At 62.1% G+C, this 20,264-nt stretch carries 17 protein-coding genes; 6 read left to right on the forward strand and 11 right to left on the reverse strand.

The window, feature by feature from the left end:
* Positions 1-19: 19 nt before the first annotated feature.
* From KRR38_RS12910 to KRR38_RS12920, 3 genes are all read right to left on the reverse strand, one after another.
* Complete coding sequence (locus KRR38_RS12910) at positions 20-802, reverse strand: MBL fold metallo-hydrolase (RefSeq protein WP_217402072.1); 783 nt, start codon at positions 800-802, stop codon at positions 20-22.
* Positions 803-932: 130 nt separating this feature from the next.
* The gene (locus tag KRR38_RS12915) at positions 933-1,613 is read right to left on the reverse strand and encodes a hypothetical protein (protein WP_217402074.1); all 681 of its coding nucleotides are present in this window, start codon (positions 1,611-1,613) and stop codon (positions 933-935) included.
* A gap of 159 nt (positions 1,614-1,772) precedes the next feature.
* Entirely contained in the window at positions 1,773-2,528 is a 756-nt protein-coding gene (locus tag KRR38_RS12920; protein ID WP_217402077.1) for an alpha/beta fold hydrolase, read from the reverse strand.
* 103 nt (positions 2,529-2,631) lie between these two features.
* Between KRR38_RS12920 and KRR38_RS12925 the strand changes: the two genes are divergently transcribed.
* Positions 2,632-3,660 (forward strand): cupin domain-containing protein, encoded by a 1,029-nt coding sequence (locus KRR38_RS12925; RefSeq protein ID WP_217402079.1) that lies wholly within the window; start codon positions 2,632-2,634, stop codon positions 3,658-3,660.
* Positions 3,661-3,773: 113 nt separating this feature from the next.
* Here KRR38_RS12925 and hisD (KRR38_RS12930) read toward each other — a convergent pair whose 3' ends face one another.
* Positions 3,774-5,075: a histidinol dehydrogenase gene (hisD, locus tag KRR38_RS12930; protein ID WP_217402082.1), complete on the reverse strand. Its 1,302-nt coding sequence runs from the start codon at positions 5,073-5,075 to the stop codon at positions 3,774-3,776.
* A 157-nt stretch (positions 5,076-5,232) separates the two neighbouring features.
* Between hisD (KRR38_RS12930) and KRR38_RS12935 the strand changes: the two genes are divergently transcribed.
* From KRR38_RS12935 to KRR38_RS12945, 3 genes are all read left to right on the forward strand, one after another.
* Positions 5,233-6,258 (forward strand): LacI family DNA-binding transcriptional regulator, encoded by a 1,026-nt coding sequence (locus tag KRR38_RS12935; protein ID WP_217402084.1) that lies wholly within the window; start codon positions 5,233-5,235, stop codon positions 6,256-6,258.
* Between the two features lie 285 nt (positions 6,259-6,543).
* Positions 6,544-8,862: a TonB-dependent receptor gene (locus tag KRR38_RS12940; protein WP_217402086.1), complete on the forward strand. Its 2,319-nt coding sequence runs from the start codon at positions 6,544-6,546 to the stop codon at positions 8,860-8,862.
* 39 nt (positions 8,863-8,901) lie between these two features.
* Positions 8,902-10,245, forward strand: coding sequence for an MFS transporter (locus KRR38_RS12945; protein ID WP_217402088.1), 1,344 nt, complete (start codon positions 8,902-8,904; stop codon positions 10,243-10,245).
* A gap of 5 nt (positions 10,246-10,250) precedes the next feature.
* Here KRR38_RS12945 and KRR38_RS36070 read toward each other — a convergent pair whose 3' ends face one another.
* From KRR38_RS36070 to KRR38_RS12975, 7 genes are all read right to left on the reverse strand, one after another.
* The gene (locus tag KRR38_RS36070; RefSeq protein ID WP_309141188.1) at positions 10,251-10,676 is read right to left on the reverse strand and encodes an EamA family transporter; all 426 of its coding nucleotides are present in this window, start codon (positions 10,674-10,676) and stop codon (positions 10,251-10,253) included.
* On the reverse strand, positions 10,568-11,134 hold the full coding sequence (locus KRR38_RS36075) for a DMT family transporter (protein WP_254514780.1): 567 nt from the start codon (positions 11,132-11,134) through the stop codon (positions 10,568-10,570). Before KRR38_RS36075 ends, KRR38_RS36070 begins: the two co-directional genes overlap by 109 nt.
* Positions 11,131-11,886, reverse strand: a complete 756-nt coding sequence (locus tag KRR38_RS12955; RefSeq protein WP_217402090.1) for an HpcH/HpaI aldolase/citrate lyase family protein — start codon at positions 11,884-11,886, stop codon at positions 11,131-11,133. Before KRR38_RS12955 ends, KRR38_RS36075 begins: the two co-directional genes overlap by 4 nt.
* The gene (locus tag KRR38_RS12960; protein ID WP_217402092.1) at positions 11,883-12,659 is read right to left on the reverse strand and encodes an SDR family NAD(P)-dependent oxidoreductase; all 777 of its coding nucleotides are present in this window, start codon (positions 12,657-12,659) and stop codon (positions 11,883-11,885) included. The genes KRR38_RS12955 and KRR38_RS12960 overlap by 4 nt, the downstream gene beginning before the upstream one ends.
* Before the next feature lies 1 nt (position 12,660).
* Positions 12,661-13,998 carry a histidinol dehydrogenase gene (gene hisD / locus KRR38_RS12965; RefSeq protein WP_217402094.1) on the reverse strand — a complete coding sequence of 446 codons (1,338 nt, stop codon included), beginning with the start codon at positions 13,996-13,998 and terminating at the stop codon, positions 12,661-12,663.
* Between the two features lie 153 nt (positions 13,999-14,151).
* Complete coding sequence (locus tag KRR38_RS12970; protein ID WP_217402096.1) at positions 14,152-15,315, reverse strand: ester cyclase; 1,164 nt, start codon at positions 15,313-15,315, stop codon at positions 14,152-14,154.
* 380 nt (positions 15,316-15,695) lie between these two features.
* Positions 15,696-17,018 carry an MFS transporter gene (locus tag KRR38_RS12975; RefSeq protein WP_217402098.1) on the reverse strand — a complete coding sequence of 441 codons (1,323 nt, stop codon included), beginning with the start codon at positions 17,016-17,018 and terminating at the stop codon, positions 15,696-15,698.
* A 474-nt stretch (positions 17,019-17,492) separates the two neighbouring features.
* Between KRR38_RS12975 and KRR38_RS12980 the strand changes: the two genes are divergently transcribed.
* Together KRR38_RS12980 and KRR38_RS12985 are read left to right on the forward strand one after the other, a co-directional pair.
* Entirely contained in the window at positions 17,493-18,305 is an 813-nt protein-coding gene (locus KRR38_RS12980) for a hypothetical protein (RefSeq protein ID WP_217402100.1), read from the forward strand.
* 353 nt (positions 18,306-18,658) lie between these two features.
* On the forward strand, positions 18,659-20,128 hold the full coding sequence (locus tag KRR38_RS12985) for an esterase-like activity of phytase family protein (protein WP_254514781.1): 1,470 nt from the start codon (positions 18,659-18,661) through the stop codon (positions 20,126-20,128).
* The last annotated feature ends 136 nt before the right edge of the window (positions 20,129-20,264 follow it).

Raw genomic sequence — 20,264 nt, forward strand, 5'->3', positions numbered from 1 at the left:
TTACAGCTCAACGTCGCCTTCAGGCGCCCCAGTGATCGAGCTGCTGCGTGGCAAGCTCGATCAGGCGTTCCCTGCCGAAGCTCGGATCGTGGCCAGCATGCACGATCTGGATGGGAGTATCGAGCAGTCGCTTCAGCGATCGGGCGTAATCCGGAATGCTCGAGTGGTGCAGCACATCAATTAGTGGACCATCATAGAGCGTGTCGCCAGAAAACAGTGTGCCGGTAGCTCTTTCGAGCAACCCTATCGAGCCGGGCGAATGACCAGGCAGATGCATCACCTCAAAATGCCGATCCCCCAGATCGATGATGTCACCATCTTCGACTGGTCGTACTTTGGAGGCCGGGCGCAGCTTGTAGGCACGCAGATCGAAGTCTGGCGATGGCACGGCTTCGATAATCGGACCCTCGATCTCATATCCGGGCACCGAGGGGAACCGCAGACTCCTCATCTCGAGCGGATCGAAATCCGCGTCGGCCAAGGTAAAATCACCCGAGCACAAGCGTAGTCCATCGAGCTCGGAACTGTGCACGAGGCAGCAATCGAATTCATGGTGGCCACCGATATGGTCAATATGCGTATGAGTTGCGATCGCGGTGGCCGGGCGGTCCAGGATGTCGCGCGCGAACTCACGCAGGCTTGCAATTCCCATTCCCGTGTCAATCACGAGATCGCTGTCGCGCCCCCGCACGTGCCAAATGTTACAGCGTAGCAATGCTGGAACGTGCGGCTCCCAGATGTGCGTAATGCCATCAGAGAGGCTTGCGCGTTCAAACCACTCGCTTGCCACCTTGAACGTCACGGCTCACCCTCAGCTGGTCCGACAGCCAGAGCCTACCTTGCTGCTATCCCCGCGCATACATGAACCATTGGCAGCTTGCGACGGCCCGATTCAAGCGCGGGATGGCAGCAACGTCGGCGGATGGCAAACCTCACACAAGCAATGAAATCTTGCACGCCTCCCGCTCTCCGCATTGAATGCAAGGCTCGCTCTTCCACATCGGATCGGTCCGAATTTGAAATAGGTTTACTGGAGCATTCGTCAGGGCAAGAAATGCCGCTAGCGGTAGCTCTAAGCTAAGGCCGCAACGCCTGCATTCTAGGGTAAGCCCGATCCCATCTTGTAAGGCCTCACTTATGAGAAATGGCCAGATCCAACTCTTTGGAATCTCGTCCCGTGTGATCGGCGGACCCGCTTCGCGTTGCTCCGCCAGCATATTGGCAATGTCGTAGCCGCGGCCAACGCAGAGCCTCGCCCAATTTGTTTCCGAGATGAGCGAGGTGAGACGTGAAGGAGCACGCTCGAGTACTTCATATCTTGCAACGTGACCCGCATGGAGAAGATCAGCAACGCGCCGGGCAATGCTGTCTCTGGCCGTCGCTTCTTTTTCGCATTTGTCGAAACGAGAACGCACCCGGGTGGCGAATTCCTTAGTCTGACCGACGTAAATGGGAGTGCCAGCGGTATTGCCACTTCTGTCGGGGCGACGAGGATCCCTGATCAGGTAGGTGATCCAGCCGCCTTCGCGCTCAGCATTTCGAGCACGTTCGACCTCGTCCCGGATGAGTTCTGCTATACGCCGGCGGTCCGGGTCACGCTGATAACGTACCATCTACTCCAATTAGCAGAAAAGGCGCCGAACGCCTTGGATGAGTGTGAAATACAGCATGAACGTAGGACGGCTTTCGGGGATCGCTATCGCGAACTTCAATGGCTGCTAAGTCGGCGGGCGCTGCCCCGAGCGCCACACCGTCAATTGTTAGGTGGTTGATCAGCCGCCCGCAGCTTCCTTATCTATAACATTAAGCCAAGCGCTGACATGAGCAGCAACGGTTGAGGGATCTTCCAGCAATACGAAATGCCCCGCACCGGGCAAGATCGCGAGCTTTGCGGCCTGCAATCGCTCGGCAATCTCGTATTGCATTTCGGGGGTACAGAGCTTGTCCTCGCTTCCCGCCAATACAAGACTCGGCACTGTAAGGTATCGTATCCGATCGCGACTGTCGGTACGCGATAGGCCGATCTCCGTCTGGTCGACCAGCAGCTTTGCCCCCCCGTCGACAGCCATGGTCACGATCAGATCTTGAAGCGGGCGGTCATCGAGATGCCGGGGACCGACATAGCGCGACCACATCACTTCGCGGATGTAATGGTCGATATCCCTTGCCCCCTGCACAGCTTCGTCCCGGCGATCGGCATGGAACTCCGTCCGGACATCCCTTGCATTGCTGGCGACCAAAGCCAGGCCCAAGACGCGGTCTGACGCCAGCGCTGCCATCTCCAAGGCCACTATGCCGCCTAGCGAAAAGCCGAGCAGGGCGAACCGGGGCGGTGCTTCGGCGAGAATGCGCTCCGCCATGCTCCTGACGTCCCTCTCTCCCATTGGAACTTTCACCTCGGTGGCGCGATCCGGCAAACGATCGAGCAGAGGCGCGAAGACTCGGGCATCGCACAACGTTCCCGGCAGCAGAAATAGTGGCACCCGCCCGATCGCTCCGTTCATCTCGGCCGGATTTTCGTCGTCCATCACCGTAATTCCCCATGCGCCTTGCAAGCTGCTCGCGAATCTTCTAGCTATTATGCATTCGGATGCAAGGCGCGCCGTAGCGGCGCGCATCGGAGATTTGAGCGTGACCCTTTGGACGCAGGAAGCCATGAACGCGCGATTGGTGCGCTATGCCGATTTGATACCATGTCGGACGGCCTTCATTGACACTAAGACGCCGGGATCGACCGAGAAGGAAAATTTCACGATCATCGGCGCCGGTGTTTCGGAAAGCGCGGACCAGCATGTCCACATCACCGAGAAGCACGGCTTCAATATTGGTGCCGCGCGCCAGCCGTTCGGTTGCGTCAATTCGCAGCATAGCCACGATACGGCCGAAGTATTCATGATCCATTCGGGCCGCTGGCGCCTGCTGTTCGGCCCGAACTGCGAGGATGGTTCGCTGGAAATTGGGCCGGGCGATGTATGCTCGGTACCGATCCACATGTTCCGCGGTTTCGAGAAGGTCGATGAAGGCAAAGGCATGCTGTTCACCGTGCTTGGCGAGGACGACCCGGGCAAGGTGACCTGGGCGCCGGCAGTGTTCGAAGCGGCGGCCGATCATGGGCTCAAGCTCACGAAGGGCGGGATGTTGATCGATACGTCGGACGGCGACTACAAGCTCAAGGAAGTTGAACTGGAAGATGGGATCGATCCCGATGCCATCGCGGAGCTAAGGACGCCGCCGCTGGAAAAGCTGCAGGAGTGCATCGCGACCTACGACAGCGTCAGGCAGGCTCCCAATCCGCATTCGCCGCTCGCGGCCGAAGGCGTCGAGGAAGCCGGCATAATCACGCCCCGGCCGACGCGCGACGGCTTCCCGGCAGGCCCTATTTCGGGCTGGTGGCCGCAGGACTTCAACCTGCGCCTCCTGACCTTACAGACCGGCGCCTACGTCCCGCTGCACAGCCGCCAGGAAGCCGAAGTCCTCATCGTCCAAGAAGGCACACTGGAAGTCAGTTGGGCCGATGGCGCGATCGTTATGGGCGCCGGCGATACGCTGACGGTGCCGATCGGCCTTGTGCACGCCTTCCGCAACACCGCCTCCGTACCGGCCGTCGCCTTCGTGGCGCGCGGCACGGAGGACCCTGGGCTTCCCGTGTTCCAGAGCTGAGCGATAGAACGCCAACGGCGCGGTTGGCGCCGCATCGACAACAAAAAAGGGGGCGCCGGCCCACACCGGCGCCCCTTTTCCGTTTCCGCCTGAATCGGCAGGTTTGCGACCCGTCAGGCTGGCGTCTTGAGGCGATCGAAACGAATGGCGGCGGCCTTCTGGTGGCCTTCGAGACCTTCGCTGCCGCTCTGGCGAATGGCCGGCGGCGCCACTGCGCGGATCGCGGACTCCTCGAGCCACTGATAAGTCGCGATCTTCACATAGGATCCGACCCACAGACCGCCCGTGTACTTGCCCGCGCCCATCGTCGGCAGCGTGTGGTTGGTGCCGACGTTCTTGTCCGAATAGACGACGCTGGCGTTCTCGCCGATGAACAGCGAGCCGTAGTTGCGCAGTTTCTTGGCAAAGGCGTGGGGATCGGCCGTGTGCACCTGGAGATGCTCGGCAGCGACGTAGTCGGAATAGGCGATCATCGCGGCCTCGTCCGCACAGAAGACGATCTCGCCATAATTGGCCCAGCTTTCCGCCGCGACCTTGGCGGTGGCAAGGGTCTCTAGCTGGCGCGCGACCTCGGCCTTCGTCGCTTCGGCCAACGCGCGATCGGTGGTGATCAGGCCAACCCGCGTGCGGACGTCATGTTCCGCCTGGCCGAGAAGGTCCGTGGCGATCAGTTCGGGATTGCCCGTCGCATCGGCGACGACGAAGATCTCCGAAGGACCCGCAAGCTGGTCAATCCCGACAGGACCGAACACCTGGCGCTTGGCCTCGTTCACGAAGGCATTGCCCGGCCCCATGATCTTGTCGACCTGCGGCACCTTCTCAGTGCCATAGGCCATGGCAGCGATCGCCTGGGCGCCGCCGATAAGGAAGATTCGGTCCGCGCCCGACAGGTGGCAGCCGGCGACCATGGCCTTGTGCGCATTGGGCGGCAGGCAAGCAACGACCTCGTCGCAGCCCGCGACCTTGCCCGGGACGATCGTCATGATCGGCGCGGAAAGGAGCGGGAAACGGCCGCCGGGCACATAGGCGCCGACGCGCTGGATCGGAATGACGCGGTGGCCCAGGTGAAGGCCCGGAATCGGCTCCACTTCCAGCGGCAGGATCGTCGAAAGCTGCGCTTCGGCGAAACGGCGGACGTTTTCGATGGCAAATTCCGTATCCGCACGTGTCTGCGGATCGAGCAGATCCAGGGCCTGCTGCCTTTCGGCGGGCGTGACTTCGAACTGTTCCAAGTTCGAATTGTCGAACTTGCTCGCATATTCGCGCACGGCCGCATCGCCGCGTTCGCGCACATCTTTCAGGATGCCCGTGACGAGGCCGGCAACCTGGTTATTGTCAGCGTGCTGATCCTGAACCGGGGTCTTGATGTATTCGAGCTTGCCTTCGAGGGCCGGCGGGGCGGGAACGCGGGTCATGTTTGAATCCTTCAGCTGGCGTGCTGCCGGTGCAGATTCGTGCGCCATAATGCATTCGAATGCAACTGTCATTCAAAACTCGCTGGACGTATGCACCTGTTTCGTATTCTTGCGGGATGTATAGAATGAATGCGCGAGTGTGCCTGTCAGGGAAGCCATGGATCAGCCTGTAAAATCGACCCAGCCGCTGCGTCGGGCGACGTCCTATGACGTCGCGCGCGCCGCGGGGGTCTCGCAATCCGCCGTATCCCGCTGCTTCGCACCTGGCGGCAGCATCGCGCCGGCCACGCGCAAGCGCATCGAAAAAGTGGCGGCAGAGCTCGGCTATCGGCCGAATGCGCTGGCACAGGGCCTGATATCGGGGCGGACCAACATGGTCGCCGTGCTGATCTCCAGCGCGACCAATCTCTATTACCCGGAAGTGTTGGAAGAACTGACCCGCCGGCTGACCGAGCGCGACACCCGCGTGCTGCTGTTTTCGCTGCGCTCCGAAGGCGAGGTAGACGACGTGCTGGACCAGGTCTGGCGGCATAGCGTCGACGGCGTCATATCTGCTGCGCGCCTGTCCGATGCGCAGATCCAGCTGTTCGAGGATCACCGAGTGCCTCTGGTCCTCTACAACCGCATGCCGGCCAAGGCACGTGCCGCCAGCGTCTGCTGCGATTCCGCTGCGGGCGAAACCGAACTGGTCGAGCGGTTGCTGGCAGCGGGGCATCGCGATTTCGGCATCATCGCCGGCCCTGAGGATTCCTACGTCGGCGAGGAGCGGCGGCGAGCGGCGCTCGATCGCCTGGCCGCCGCGGGTTTCGACAAGGTGCCCGTCGTCCGCGGCGATTTCAGCTATACCGGCGGCGGCGAAGGACTGCGCCAGTTGATGGCGGACAAATCAGGCCTCGATGCGATCATCTGCGGCAACGACCAGATGGCAATCGGCGCGATCGACGCCGCGCGCGAGGACTTCAAGCTGACAATACCCGACGACCTCTCGATCGTCGGCTTCGACGGCACGGCGCCTGCCAGCTGGTCAAGCTACCGCGTGACCTCGATCCGCCAACCCGTGCGCCGCATGACCGAAGCGGCGGTGTCGATGCTGATCGAACGCATCGAGAATGACACGGTATCGGCCGAGCGCCGGCTTTTCGCAGGCGAACTGGTCGCCGGAGCATCCGCACGAATCGGCTGACAACGCAGCGCATTCGGAAGCAAAAATATCACACTTCGATCGGCTGCGGATGGCTGAAGCGCCCTGCCCCACCCTTCATTTGGCATCGCCACGCAGCGGAATTTTCTCTACTATTTACACCTATATCAGCATCTTAATGGATTGCCCGCACGCGCGAACCAACTGCCTCAATGGAGGAATGCATCCGAATGCATTTTGTCATGGACGCGTCATGCGCGACTTGGTAGCGTACCCCTTACCGAAAAGGCCAAGAGGGCCGCACCGGCAGGGAAAAAGGGTTACCGCATGAGCAATCGTTTCTGGTTCGGCAGCGTGTCGGCACTGACCATGGCATTGTGCACTTCGGCTGCTATGGCTCAGGATACGTCAGCCGCCGCTCCTGACGATACCTCCGCGTCGACCGGCATGGCCGACATCGTCGTTACCGCCCAGCGCCGCAGCGAACGCCTCCAGGACGTGCCGCTTTCCGTGACCGCGCTCAGCGGCGACGATCTTTCCCGCAGTCGCATTACCGATGCCAGCCGCCTGCAGCTCCTGTCGCCGGGCCTGACCTGGGGCCAGCAGGGCGCCGACTCCTTCCCCGCCATCCGCGGCGTGCGTACCCAGCTCGTCAGCGCGCAGAGCGATCCGGTCATCGGCTTCTACCTCGACGGCGTCTACCAGAGCCGCACCCAGCAGCAGTCGATCCCGCTGTTCGACATCGCCCGCGTCGAGGTCCAGCGCGGCCCGCAGGGCACGCTCTATGGCCGCAACACTTTTGGTGGCAACATCTCGGTCGTCAGCCAGCTACCGACCAAGAACTTCGAGGCCGGCTTCAACGCCGCTGCCGGCAGCTACAACCTGCGCCAGTTCGATGCCTTCGTGAACCTGCCCGTGACCGATACGCTGCAAGTCCGCGTCGCCGGCTACCACAGCGAGCATGACGGCTACGTCCGCTCGACCACCAATCCCGATATTCGCTTCAACGACGAGAACCAGTCGGCCCTGCGCGCCAGCCTGCTGTTTACTCCGACCGAGCAGTTCGAGGTCCAGGTCCACGCCGGCTATTGGGAACGCAACGATGCCGGCGGCGGCGCGTATGGCTACAAGACCGTCGGCACGCTGATCAATCCGGCGACTGGCACGCGCTCAATCAACGGTCAGCCCTATGCGGTGAACCCGTCGGTCCGCAACGGCACGCGCTTCGTCAACGGCGTCGACATCGGCGTGCCGGTGACCGGCGACGAATACAACGTGCAGTGGGACTACCAGCCGACCGAATATCTGCGCGAGAAGTACGTCAACGGCCAGCTCTCCTACGATTTCGGCGGCGTCGCGATCAAGTCGATCACCGGCTATACCAAGTTCCGCTCGCGCCGCAGCGGCGACCTCGACCAGTCGTCGGTGGTCTTCCCTGCCCCTGGCGTAGCCAGCGCTTTCGCGGGCTCGGGCATCCAGCAACCCGACACCGACGTGAAGACCTTCAGCCAGGAACTACAGCTGTCTTCGACCGACAAGAGCTCGCCGCTCCAGTGGATCGCCGGTGCCTATTACTTCCACGATATGCTCAACGAGCTCTACAGCCAGGTCTATACCGCGCCGACGGCGACCGCGCTTGGCACCCGCTCGCGTACGCAGATCGATACCAAGGCCTATGCGCTCTATGGCCAGGCGACCTATTCGCTGATCCCCGATACCCTGCGCCTGACCGCCGGCGTCCGCTATTCGGACGAGACCAAGAACTACGTGATCACCAACTTCACGGCGCCGGTCGGCACGTTCAACTTCAATACCCAGACTGCCGCACGCGGTGCGGGCCAGGCGAAGTTCAATAAGGTGACCTGGCGTGCTGGCGCGGAATTCAATGTCACGCGCGACAACATGATCTACGCATCGGTCTCGACCGGTTTCGAGTCGGGTGGCATCAACAACAATTCGAGCAACGCGCTGATCCCGCAGAGCTACGCGCCGCAGACCGTGACCGCCTATGAGCTGGGTTCGAAGAACAAGTTCGCCGATGGCCGCGTGATCCTCAACGCCAGCCTGTTCTACAACAAGTACAAGGATCTGCAGATCACGATCCTCGATCCGCTGACGAACCTTTCGTACTACGCCAGCGCCGGCGCGGCGCGCAGCTATGGTGCCGAGTTCGAACTGAAGACGCTGCCGGTCGACGGCCTGCATGTCGATCTGACGGCGGCGCTGCTCAATGCCAAGTTCACCAAGTACGTTCGCCCGAACCCGTTCGGCGACACCACGACGGTCAACCTGGCCGGCAAGCGCGTGCCGACCTCGCCGACGCTGAAGACCACCGCGAGCATCTCCTACGACGCCGACCTGGGCAGCGCCGGCACGATCTCGCCGCGCGTCGACGTACTCTATTCGACCAAGTACTACTCGACCGACTACAACACCGTGCTCGACCTTCAGAAGTCCTATGCCACGGTCGATGCAAGCCTGCGCTATACGCCGGAATCGGGCGCCTTCTATCTTGAAGGCTTCGTGAACAATCTGACCGACAAGGCCGTTATCTATTCGGCGACGCTCGGCGGTGCCGCCCGCGTCCAGGAATCGTTCAGCCCGCCCCGCGTCTGGGGCGTGCGCCTGGGCGCCAAGCTGCGCTAAGCCTGCGGATCGAATGCAGGGGCTGGGAAAGGACCGAATATGAAGCCTGCCCAGCCCCCGATACCTGATCCGACCGATACGATCGATCAAGCGCTGGCCGTCGGCACCGACGGCGGCGCGCTGCTCTTTGACGACGCCGCCCTCCCCCCTACCGAGCCGGCGTCGCAGGAAGGCCACTATCCCCCTCTCTCCCGGGGAATAGTGGCCTTCGCCTTTCTGATGGTCGCGGAATTCTTCTACAGCTGGGCGTGGAATTCGGTCGACGTGCTGCGGCCCTATATTCGCGAGAGCCTGGGCCTGACCTTGACCGAGGCCGGTTCGGGCTATTCGGCGCAGGGCGCCGGCGCGTTGATCGGCGCCGTGGTCATGGGCCAGCTCGCCGACCGCTTCGGCCGCCGCAAGATGCTCGCTGTGGTCATGATCGGCTATGGCCTGACGCTCGCCGCGGGCACGCTCGTCACCAGCTACGTCGCCTATCTCGCCGATCGCTTCGTGCTCGGCCTGTTCATGGGCGGCATCTTCCCGATCGTCGTCGGCATCTATGTCGGCCTGTTTGCCAGCAATGTCGCCGGACGGCTGGCGAGCCTGATCAATGCCATCTTCGGCTGCGCGGTGACGCTTCTGGGCGTGGCCAGCGGCGCCGTGGGCGGGGACTGGAAATGGCTGCTCTGGATCGGCGGAATTCCGCCCGTGCTGCTGGCGGGCTTCGCCTTCGTGCTGATCCCGAAGACTGCCGACGCGCGCGGCCCCGCCTCGGGCAGCAAGCCGCGAGCGCCCGTGCTCGACCTCTTCGCCCGCGGCGTGCGCCTGCAGACTCTGGCGCTGGCCGCGCTGATGGGCCTCAACTTCTTCGGCTATCAGGCCTTCAGCGGCTGGCTGACGACCTACCTGCGCGATGTCCGCCATCTGAGCCCGACGATCCTGGGCGATCTCGTAGCCTGGCAGTTCGCCGCGAACATTCTCGGCGGCTTCTTCTGGGGTTGGGCCGGCGACAAGTTCGGCCGCCGGTTCAACGCGCTGGGCTTCCTCGGTGCGGCGATCGCCATCGTCGTCTACCTCAATCTCGGCGCCAATGTCGTCGTGCTGGGATCGGTCGGCGCACTCTATGGTTTCATGCTGTCCTCGAGCGTGGTCTGGGGACCCTGGCTGACCGAACTCTACCCGCCGCACCTCAAGTCGACCGCCGCCTCGATCTTCAACTGGGGCCGCATCGTCAGCTTCTTCGCGCCGCTGGTCACCGGGTCGCTCGCCACGAGCTTCGGCCTTGGTGCGACTATGGGAGTGGCGAGTGTAACCTTCGTCATCGCCGGCCTCATCTGGCTGGCCTTGCCCGAAACGCACGCGAACCCGCTGCTGCCCGGCCGCCGCCTGAATACGCGCTGATCTGCTCAGACCTGCGGCGGGACCGAGCTTTCTACCGAATGGTTGAGCGATATCCCCGCCGAGGCCGCGATCAGCGCACCGATCGCGAGGCACTGGATCAACGCCAGCCGCTCTCCCAGGATCGCCAGCGCGGCAAAGGCCCCGATTGCCGGCTCCAGGCTGACGACCACGCCGAAGACATGGCGCGGGAGCCGTTTTAGCGCAATCATCTCGAGCGAAAACGGGATGGCGCTCGCCAGAACGGCAACCACAGCGCCGGTGGCAAGGGTCGCCGGCTCAGCCAGGCGAGTACCGGCCGTCACGAAGCCCACGGGAACCGCGATCAGCGCTGCGACGCAAATGCCGAGGCAGACCACCTGGCTTTCGGGCAGCACCTCGCTCGCGCGCTTGCCGGTGACGATGTAGAGTGCCCAGGCCAGCGCCGCGGCCAGGACGAACGCCAGCCCGACGGGATCGATCGCCGCATGGCTCGACCCGGGTAAAGTAGGCTACCCACCCCAAGCGCGGCGCAGCCAATCCACAGGTAGTCCGCCTTGCGAACTGAATAGTAGATCGCCACGCCCAACGGCCCGAGGAACTCGATCGCTATGGCAATGCCCAGCGGCAGCGTCCGCAAAGCCATGTAGAAACACAGGTTCATGCAGGCGATCGTCGCGCCATAGGGCACGACGACGGCCCAGCCGGCGCGGCCGATCCGCCAGCGCCAGGGTCGGAATACCGCGATCAGCAGCAGCGCCGAAAGCCCGAGCCGGAGCGCATTGGCGCCAGAAGCTCCGGCCAACGGAAACAGGCCTTTGGCGAAGGAATTGCCAACGCAGACCGAGACCATGGCCGCGATCAACGGGGCAAGGCCGCCGAGCAAGCCCAGCCGCCCGGCGCGAACGGTCATCCCTTGACCTGCGCGACCAGCGCGGCGGCGCCTGCCAGCATGAAGCCGTGATCTGAGCCGAGCAGGAACAGGCTAGCGCCCTTCTCGGCCCAGGTCGGCACGTCTGCGATCCGCGCTACGAACATGCCGGTACGCCGGCCATGGCGCATACCGGCGGCGCAAACCTTCTCGACCGCCGCGACCACTTGCGGATCGTCCTGATTGGTGACGCCGTAAGCGACGGTGAGATCGACCCGGCCCACAAACAGCGCATCGACGCCGTCCACGCCGGCGATCTCGTCGATCGCGTCGATGGCTTCGGGATCCTCGATCTGGAGCACGACCATGGTGCGCGCCGCACTGGCGGACATATGTTCGACCATGGGCTTGGTCGTGTAGGAAGCCGCCCGCGACGACCCGGCATAGCCGCGTCCGCCGGCGCCGTAGTGGCTGAGCCGAACCGCTGCGCGCGCTTCGTCGGCCGAGCGGACATGCGGGATGACCACCCCGGTTGCACCGCAATCGAGCGCGTTGAGGATATGCTCGGGCGCGGCCGAAGGGACGCGCACCAGCACGTCCATGCCTGCGGCGCGCGCGGCCATGATGCAGGCGTCGATCGCGGTCCGATCAAAGGGCGCATGTTCGGCATCCAGACACAGGCAATCGAGTTCGCTAAGCCCCAGCACTTCGACGACGATCGGCGAAGGCGTCTTCACGAAAGTGCCGACGATGGTTTCACCCTCAGCCAGCCGCTGTTTCAGGTTGCCGCTCATTCCGCCGTCCATCCTCCGTCGACCACCAGCGAGGTGCCGGTCATCAGGCTCGATGCGTCTGAGGCAAGGAACACCGCCGCCCCCATCAGATCCTCGACCTGGCCGATGCGCCCGAGCTTGATCTTGTCGAGCACGCTTTGCTTGAACGCCGTATCTTCGAAAAACGGCTTCGTCATCGGCGTTTCGATGAATGTCGGCGCGATCGTGTTCGACCGGATGCCATGCGGCGCGAGATCCAAGGCAAAGCTTTTGCTCATGCCTTCGAGCGCCCATTTCGAGGCGCAATAGAGCGACCGGTTGGGTCCACCCACATGCCCCATCTGGCTGCCGATGTGGATCAGGCTGCCACCACTCACCTTTTCGACGAGCATTTTCTGGACGCAGGCCTGGGCGACGAAGAAGGCGCTTTTGACATTGAGCCCGAGAACCGCATCGTAGTCGGCCTCGCTCACCTCCGTCATCGGCTTCGGACGATTGGTTCCCGCGTTGTTGATCAGGACGTGGAAAGCCGGCCGGTCAGTGAAGAAGCGCGAAACAGCCGCGAGGTCGGAGACATCGAGCGCAGCAGCTTCGGCCTGCCCCCCGGCCCGCCGTATCGCTTCGGCTACCGACGCGATCTCGTCACTGGAGCGCGCTGCCAGAGTAACCGCAGCGCCAGCCTCCGCCAAGGCCGCGGCCATCGCCCCGCCAATCCCGCGTCCGGCACCGGTCACGAGAGCCCGCCGCCCGTCGAGGCGAAAGCTGGGCGTTCGCGGCAACGGGACGGCGGACATGTCAGGCGTCGACGGCGGTCAGGTCGGACGGCGTTGCCGTGCCCGCATAGGGCACCTCGCGGTGGCCATAGCGGCGCACGCGGATGTTCGCCTGCTCGCCATGGCCAGCGAAGCCCTCGAGCCCACAGAGGCGGCTGCAATATTCGCCGATCAGCGCTGAGGCGTCGTCGGTCAGGACCTTCTGGTAAGTGCAGGTCTTGATGAACTTGCCGACCCAGAGCCCGCCCGTATAGCGCGCGGCCTTCTTGGTAGGTAGCGTGTGGTTGGTGCCAATCACTTTGTCGCCGAACGACACGTTGGTCCGTGCGCCGAGGAACAGCGCGCCGTAGTTGGTCATGTTCTTGAGGAAATAGTCGGGATCGGCGGTCATGACCTGGACGTGCTCGCTGGAGATCTCGTCGGCGATGCGCACCATCTCGGCATCGTCCTCGGCGACGATGACTTCGCCATAGGCCTCCCAGGCCTTGCGGGCGATGTCGGCGGTGGGCAACACGTAGAGCAGCTTCTCGATCCAGGCGATCGTCTCGTGCGCCAGCTTTTCGGACGTGGTCAGCAGGATCGCCGGGCTGTCGGGGCCATGTTCGGCCTGGCCGAGCAGGTCGGTCGCAGCCAGTTCGCCATCGCAGCCGATCTCGTCGGCGATCACCAGGGTTTCGGTCGGGCCGGCAAACAGGTCGATGCCGACACGGCCGAACAGCTGGCGCTTGGCTTCGGCGACAAAGGCGTTGCCCGGTCCGACGAGGATGTCGACCGGGGCGATCGACTGGGTGCCGAGGCCCATCGCGGCAACCGCCTGGATGCCGCCCAGGCAATAGATCTCGTCGGCGCCGGCCATCGCCTGCGCCGCGACGATCGCGGGAGCCGGCTTGCCACCGAACGGCGGGGCGCAGGTCACGACGCGCGGCACGCCGGCGACCTTGGCGGTGATCACCGACATGTGCGCGGAGGCCAGCAGCGGATACTTGCCGCCCGGAACGTAGCAACCCGCGGCATTAAGCGGCAGGTTCTTGTGGCCGAGGATCACGCCCGGCAAGGTCTCGACCTCGACATCGGTGATGCTGGCGCGCTGGATCTGCGCGAAATTGCGGACCTGCGCCTGGGCGAACTCTATATCCTTGATGTCCTGCGGCGAGAGCGTGTCGATGCAGGCCTGGATCTCCGCCGGAGTAAGCCGGTAGGAAGCGCGGTCCCACTTGTCGAACTTGATCGACAGCTCGCGCACCGCGTCGTCGCCGCGCTTTTCGATATCGGCGAGGATGCCTTCGACGGTGTCGCGGACCTGGCGATTGTTCTCAGCCTTGGCTTCTGCGGTTGCGCCGCGCTTCAGATAGATGGCCATGGGACTCTCCGATGCATTCGAATGCAAAACTGCTAGATCATGTCGGCACGGAAGGCAAGGCGCTTGCAAGAGGCCGGCGAAATCGGGGATGCGGCAGCTTGGTGCCTGGAAGGTGTGGCATTGGCTGCCACCTTCGAGGCACGCAAAAACCGCTCACTCGGCCGCGTCGGCGGCCTTCTGCATGTCTGCAAGCTTGATCTGTACGAGCATCGACAGTTCGTCGTAGACGATCCATTCGTCGACGATCTTGCCATCGATCACATGATAATGGGTGACGCCCATGACGAACAGGTGATGCCCGGTCGGCGCACCGAGCGAGCCGTAGCCCATGTGGTGCCCGTCCATCGTCCAGCGCACGGCATATTTGACGCCGCCCTCCTCGCTTTCGACCGAGGAAATGTGCTGCGGAACGTAAGCACAGTCGGGGATCAGCGCGACGAGCTTGATTGTCTGGTGCAGCACCGCGGCAATACCGTAGAGTTCGCGCATCAGCGGCCCGTGCCACTGCACGGTCGGCGCGTAGATTTCGTGGATCCGGCCGAACATGCGCTTGTTGAAGATGTGATGGAGATCGCGCAGGAACTGGGCTTCACCGTCGTTGTGCGCGATCGACACGTCGGCTTCGGTCTCAGGCGGGTACTGGCCGAGCAGGCGACGGTTTTCGGCCAAATCGACGACCTTCTCGCCGGTCTCGAACTTCTTGCGCGCGATGTCGGCGGCATAGCCATGCGGGTCGATCCCGAGCTGGATCAGAGGCCCCATGTTGTCGCGGACAATCCACTCCTTGTAGATCTTGTTCTCCAGGATCATGCAGTCGGCAACGGTTCGCGTTATGAAGCTGCGGCCGGTCGGCTTGCCGTACATACCGTATTCGGTGTGGCGACCGGAGCCGTTGGTCATGTGGCTGGTGTAGAAGCCGTCGACATCGTTGCCGTTCCAGATCACCTGAATGGCGCGACCGCGTCGATCGGGGAATTCCGATAATCGCTGGATCGTATCGCGAATGTGGGTTTCGCGATCATACATCGTGCCCAGCGTCGTGTAGGCGACGCAATTATGCGTGTAGTGGGTGTAGATCAGGCCAACGTCTCGCTCGTCCCAGATCTTGTGGGTGCAGCGAACGATGTAATCGACGATATCGGTGTAGCAATCGTCGAAACCGCGCATGGACTGGACGCGAGGACGGTTTTCGGGAACGAGCTCCTGAAAATCGCGGCGCTCGACCTGTAGTACCGCGCGCGGATCTTCCGACACGCGGGCAGCGAGCTTGGTTCCCGTTGCCGGGTCCTTCGGCGCCTTGCTATCATCCTCGCTCATAAATCCTCCTCGCTCGGCTACGCACCTGGTTCCAGCTTGAGGATGCCCATCAAAAAGCAAACACCCTCTTTTGCATTCGAATGCATCTACTATAGCCGAAGCGAGCCCATTGCAAGGCGTCCTGAGGCTATGCCTCGCGGTCGGGCAAGAGAAGCTCGGTCAACGCCCGAACAATCTGAAATTAGCCCTTTCAAATGATCTAGTGGAGAAGGCTCGATGGAATTCTCGAGCAAAGTGGCTCGTAGCATATTTGTCGGCGACGATTGTTAGTGCGGCACAGGTCCGATTTCCCAGCTATTTCCGCCGATATGATCCCGGTGAACGAATGCCGGTAACAGGGACACGTGAATTGGTTCGGAATGACTGCAAAGTCGGCGACATCAGGCGGATTTTTCCGTGCCGCCAAGCGTAAACCAGGCCGTTATCCCAGCGGCCGCAGCGCAAGCTGCCGAAATAACGGCGCCGGTCTGAAAAGCGCCGATCAGGTCGTCTCCCGTCCGAGAGATGACGGCACCTGCCAGCGATGTTGCGATCAAGCCGCCAGTTCGCGAGATGGCGCTATTGAAACCGGACGCCGTGCCCGTGTGCCGCTCATCGACCGAGGCCAGCACCGCAGTGGTGAGCGGCGCCACCGCTCCTGCCATGCCAAAGGCGATGATGGCCATGCCGGGTAGAACGCTCGTCCAGTAGCTTGCTTGCGGATCAGCCTGCACAAGCAGCGCGAAGCCGACGCCAGTGACGATCGGACCGATCGTAAGCGGCCAGCGCGGGCCGATCGCCTCGGTCGTCCGGCCGGCCAGCCGCGAAGCCAAGCCGACTACGATCGAAAACGGTAGTAGCGCCAGTCCCGCCTGCGTCGGGCTGTAGCCGCTCCCGACGATCAGCAAGTAGGGCAGGAGCATCAGTAGCCCGCCGAGAGCGCCGTAGAGCAGGAATGTCAGAACTGTCAGGCCGACAAAAGCTTTCGAACCGAACAGAACGAGCGGCATCATCGCTTTGTCTTGCAGACGCCGTTCGTTGAGCACGAAGAGGACCATGAAGGCGATGCCTGCGGTGGCGCCCGCTGCCATCGCCGCCGTCACGTCGTGACGCGTCGACCATGCGGTGAGCGTCCAGGTAAGGGCACCCAGTCCTCCAGTCGCAAGCACCGCGCCGCGCCAGTCGAGTACGTCTTGCCCTCGATCGGTTTCCGCCACGAAGCGCATGAAAATGACAATCGCGCTGACTGCAACCGGCACGTTGAGGTAGAAGATACTGCGCCAGCCGACCACGTCGATCAGCCAGCCTCCGAGCGGCGGCCCGATTGCACTCGCGATAGCACCGGCAGCAGCCCAAGTCCCGACTGCTCGTCCCCGCGCTTCTCCCTCGAAGGCGCTTCCCAAGATGCCGAGACTGTTGGGCATCAGCAGTGCGGCGCCGATCCCTTGCAACGCTCGAAACGCTAGAAAAGCGGCAAGCGACGGCGAGAGTGCGCAGCCGATCGAGGCCGCGGTGAACAGAGCGACGCCGATAACCAACATCCGCCGACGGCCATAATGATCTCCGAGCGCGCCGCCGATCAGCAGCAACGCCGATAGAGGCAGCAAGTAGGCGTTGATCGCCCAGGATAGATCGCCCGCGGTGCCGCCCAGATTCTTGCCGATTGCAGGCAATGCGACGTTCGTTACCGAGCCGTCGATGAAAGCCAGGCTCGAGGCTAACATAGTCGCTGCGATGGTCCAGCGCGGGTGCGCAACCGACCGTCCCCTTGTGGATTGAACCACGCCGGTATCGCAGGAACCTGACAGCCCCGTGTTCAAGCCTCGATCTCCATTATAGTCCCCAAGCGCGCGGGATTGCCGCCAATTGCGGTAGTTTCGAATGGCCCGATTTCCCAGACCCACATGATCGACCGGAGGGGGGACGAAAACAGCATCGCGATACGAGAAGCAAGCAAGCATCGCCAGACCTTCAGGGGATCCGCCACGGGGTCATGATGTGCGTTCCCCCACCGCCGATATGTTCATAAAGCTTGAAATAGGGCTCGAGCGGTTGGCGAGAATGCCAAAAAGAAGCGCAGGTTGAGAACTCCCAATGTATCTTATCTTTATTTTTTCGTTATTTAGCAAGAAGCCGAACTGCGTCTTTGTTCGGCGCATGGCGTCTTTTCCCTGAAGTGCGAAAGGGACTTGCAACGAATGACCATTGAGTTGGGAGAGCTGGCTTCATTCGTCGTAAAAACCGAAGATCTGCGGATTCTGGATCAGCTCATACCCGATGAACCGCAGCCGGTCTCCATCGACTGGATCAATCGGGCAACCAACCAGAAGATGCGCAAAACTAGTGTGCAGCTGTTGCTTCGCACGCTCGGCGAAGCTGATGTGTCTGAAAGCATCCACCGTTTGCGCAACACCTCGGGGATGCGATTTCATTTTCGAAATGAGTTTGATCGAGATCGCTTCTCGTTCGCATTCAGGCAAGCGCGAGCCAGTATGGATGTTCCGTTACGTTTCTTGACGGCGGCGATGTTCGAAAGCCTGGAAAGCGCGCGCGCTGCGGTGGCGGCACTGAAGGCAAGTGGTATCCCTCAGGAGGCTATCTATCTGTCTTGGCAGTATGCGAACGTCGAGCCGCAGGATGCGTTGCCCGGTCACAGCAAGCGGAGTGTTGCCGCGGCGGTCGCTGGCGGGGGCATTGCGGGGGTCATCGCTGCTAGCGGCGCTGTCGTTCTTCTGAGCGGTTTGGGTCCAGCGGCTGCGGCCGGCGCGCTTGCGGCTTCAGCATTGAATGGCCTTGCAGGTATGAGCGCCGCTATCGGGGCCACCGGCGGCGCAATGGCACGGATGCTCAGCGATCCCGATGTCGAGGGCCGTGGCCGCGACTCCTTTCAGCAGACCTTCCGCAAACGGCACGTGATGGTGTCGGTCGATGTTCGCCAGGCAAAAGGCAAAGACCAGCTCATCGATCAGGTTTTGACGCGGCTCGGGGGACAGGCTCAGTTTCGAGGCTAAGCCCGTGACACTCCATGAGGCGCTCGAATTTGGTCATTTGAGCGCCTTTCGCGTGGACCGATCCGCCTAATCTGAGGTTGTAAATACATCCAAATTCGAGATCGGGTACCGCTCGTGAAGTCCACCGCGCCCACATAATGAGCAAGCTCACACGGCGGAACGGCGGCAGTCGCTCCGATCTGGCGTTAGAAGGAGGTAAGGCGCTTAAACACTTGGGAAAATTTAATGTTCGCAGCTCCGCCAGCAAACGGCGAAAGTACGCCAAAGCGTCATAAGAGCGTAATCACGAGTCCCGAAACTGTCATCAAGCAAGCTTACCGGTCACGTTAACCAATGTGAATCGGAGATTAACGATGGATCGCGTTCGCGGATTGATTGTCGGCTTTGCTGCGTTAGCAACTCTGACAACGGCCACTTCCACACAGGCCGCGATTACGCTGCTCGCGATTGGCGATCTCGGCGGAACCTCCGATCTTTCGGGCCTCAACTACATACTGGAAAACGGAGTTCCTGCCAACGTGCTTGGCGGTATGGGATCAGGCCTTACTTATGCCGGGGGCAACACCTTCCTGGCCGTTCCGGATCGCGGGCCGAACGCGCTGACCTACAATACCGCAGTCGACAACACGGCGTCGTACATCAGCCGTTTCAACACGGTGAACATGCAACTGGTAGCAGCGGCGCCAGGCTCTTCGTTACCATTCACGCTGACTCCGACGCTTGCCAGCACAACGCTTCTGTACAGCTCCAACGCCCTGACCTACGGTACCGGCGCCGGCCTCGGTACCCAGATCGACGGCGTGACGCCACTCGGATCCGGCGCACCGGTGGTCAACGATGCCTCACATTTCTATTTCTCGGGGCGATCTGACAATTTTGGCCCCGGCAATTCGGGTAATCCGCTCGACGCCCGCTTCGATCCTGAATCGATCCGCGTGTCGAACGATGGCAAGAGCGTCTTCATCTCAGACGAATATGGCCCTTACGTTCGCCAGTTCGATCGCCAGACTGGCGCACTGGTCAAGACCTTCACTCTACCCTCCAATCTCGATGTGGCGAACCTCTCGCCCGTGGGTGACACCGAAATCGCAGGCAACACTAGCGGCCGGGTCGCCAATAAGGGAATGGAAGGCTTGGCGATCACGCCGGACGGTAAGACGCTGGTCGGCATCATGCAGGCTCCGCTGATCCAGGACGCGGCCAACTCGGCAACCGCCAACATGTTGCGCATTGTGACGATCGACATCGCCACCGGCGAGACGCACGAATATGGCTATATGCTCACCAAGGGTTCGGGCGTGAGCGACATCGTTGCAATCAACGGCCACCAATTCTTGGTCGACGAGCGCGATGGTAAGGGTCTGGGCGACGGCAGCACTGCCAAGGTGAAGCAGCTTTTCTCCATCGACATTTCGGGCGCGACGGACATCACTAACCTTGCTGGCGCAGCTGCTGCAGCTGCTGTGGTCACTAAGGGCGCACCGGCTGTTCTCGATCTCGTAACGGCGCTCACGAACTACGGAATTGCCGCAACGCAGATCCCGGCCAAGATCGAAGGCATCACCTTTGGCCAAGACGTCCTGGTCAATGGCGTAACAACGCACACTCTGTACGTCGCCAACGACAACGATTTCCTGCCCAGCACCGCGGGCAGCAACAAGTTCTTTGTCTTCGGGTTCACCAATGCCGACCTGCCGGGCTTCGTGGCACAGAGCATTTCCGTGCCTGAGCCCTCGACCTGGATGATGATGATCGGTGGCATCGGCATGATCGGCATGATGCTGCGTCGTCGCAAGCAGGTTGCACCATTGAGGTTTGCCTGACGTGAGGGTGGCAGTGGAAACGAAAGTTATTCCGTCGGAAATTACTCAAAGTTAAGACCAACAACGCTCTATGCGTCCGTGCTGTCGCCATGATCCAGGCCCCCCAAGCCATTGACCAGATCGTGGCGGCAGCACA

This window comes from Novosphingobium sp. G106, assembly GCF_019075875.1.
Taxonomy (GTDB): Bacteria; Pseudomonadota; Alphaproteobacteria; order Sphingomonadales; family Sphingomonadaceae; genus Novosphingobium.

Coding starts and splice junctions, on each gene's coding strand:
- KRR38_RS12915 (WP_217402074.1), bottom strand. CDS start 1,613: ATGGTACGTTATCAGCGTGACCCGGACCGCCGGCGTATAGCAGAACTC.
- KRR38_RS12920 (WP_217402077.1), bottom strand. CDS start 2,528: ATGGACGACGAAAATCCGGCCGAGATGAACGGAGCGATCGGGCGGGTG.
- hisD (WP_217402082.1), bottom strand. CDS start 5,075: ATGACCCGCGTTCCCGCCCCGCCGGCCCTCGAAGGCAAGCTCGAATAC.
- KRR38_RS12935 (WP_217402084.1), top strand. CDS start 5,233: ATGGATCAGCCTGTAAAATCGACCCAGCCGCTGCGTCGGGCGACGTCC.
- KRR38_RS12940 (WP_217402086.1), top strand. CDS start 6,544: ATGAGCAATCGTTTCTGGTTCGGCAGCGTGTCGGCACTGACCATGGCA.
- KRR38_RS12945 (WP_217402088.1), top strand. CDS start 8,902: ATGAAGCCTGCCCAGCCCCCGATACCTGATCCGACCGATACGATCGAT.
- KRR38_RS36075 (WP_254514780.1), bottom strand. CDS start 11,134: ATGACCGTTCGCGCCGGGCGGCTGGGCTTGCTCGGCGGCCTTGCCCCG.
- KRR38_RS12955 (WP_217402090.1), bottom strand. CDS start 11,886: ATGAGCGGCAACCTGAAACAGCGGCTGGCTGAGGGTGAAACCATCGTC.
- KRR38_RS12960 (WP_217402092.1), bottom strand. CDS start 12,659: ATGTCCGCCGTCCCGTTGCCGCGAACGCCCAGCTTTCGCCTCGACGGG.
- hisD (WP_217402094.1), bottom strand. CDS start 13,998: ATGGCCATCTATCTGAAGCGCGGCGCAACCGCAGAAGCCAAGGCTGAG.
- KRR38_RS12970 (WP_217402096.1), bottom strand. CDS start 15,315: ATGAGCGAGGATGATAGCAAGGCGCCGAAGGACCCGGCAACGGGAACC.
- KRR38_RS12975 (WP_217402098.1), bottom strand. CDS start 17,018: ATGTTAGCCTCGAGCCTGGCTTTCATCGACGGCTCGGTAACGAACGTC.
- KRR38_RS12980 (WP_217402100.1), top strand. CDS start 17,493: ATGACCATTGAGTTGGGAGAGCTGGCTTCATTCGTCGTAAAAACCGAA.
- KRR38_RS12985 (WP_254514781.1), top strand. CDS start 18,659: ATGGATCGCGTTCGCGGATTGATTGTCGGCTTTGCTGCGTTAGCAACT.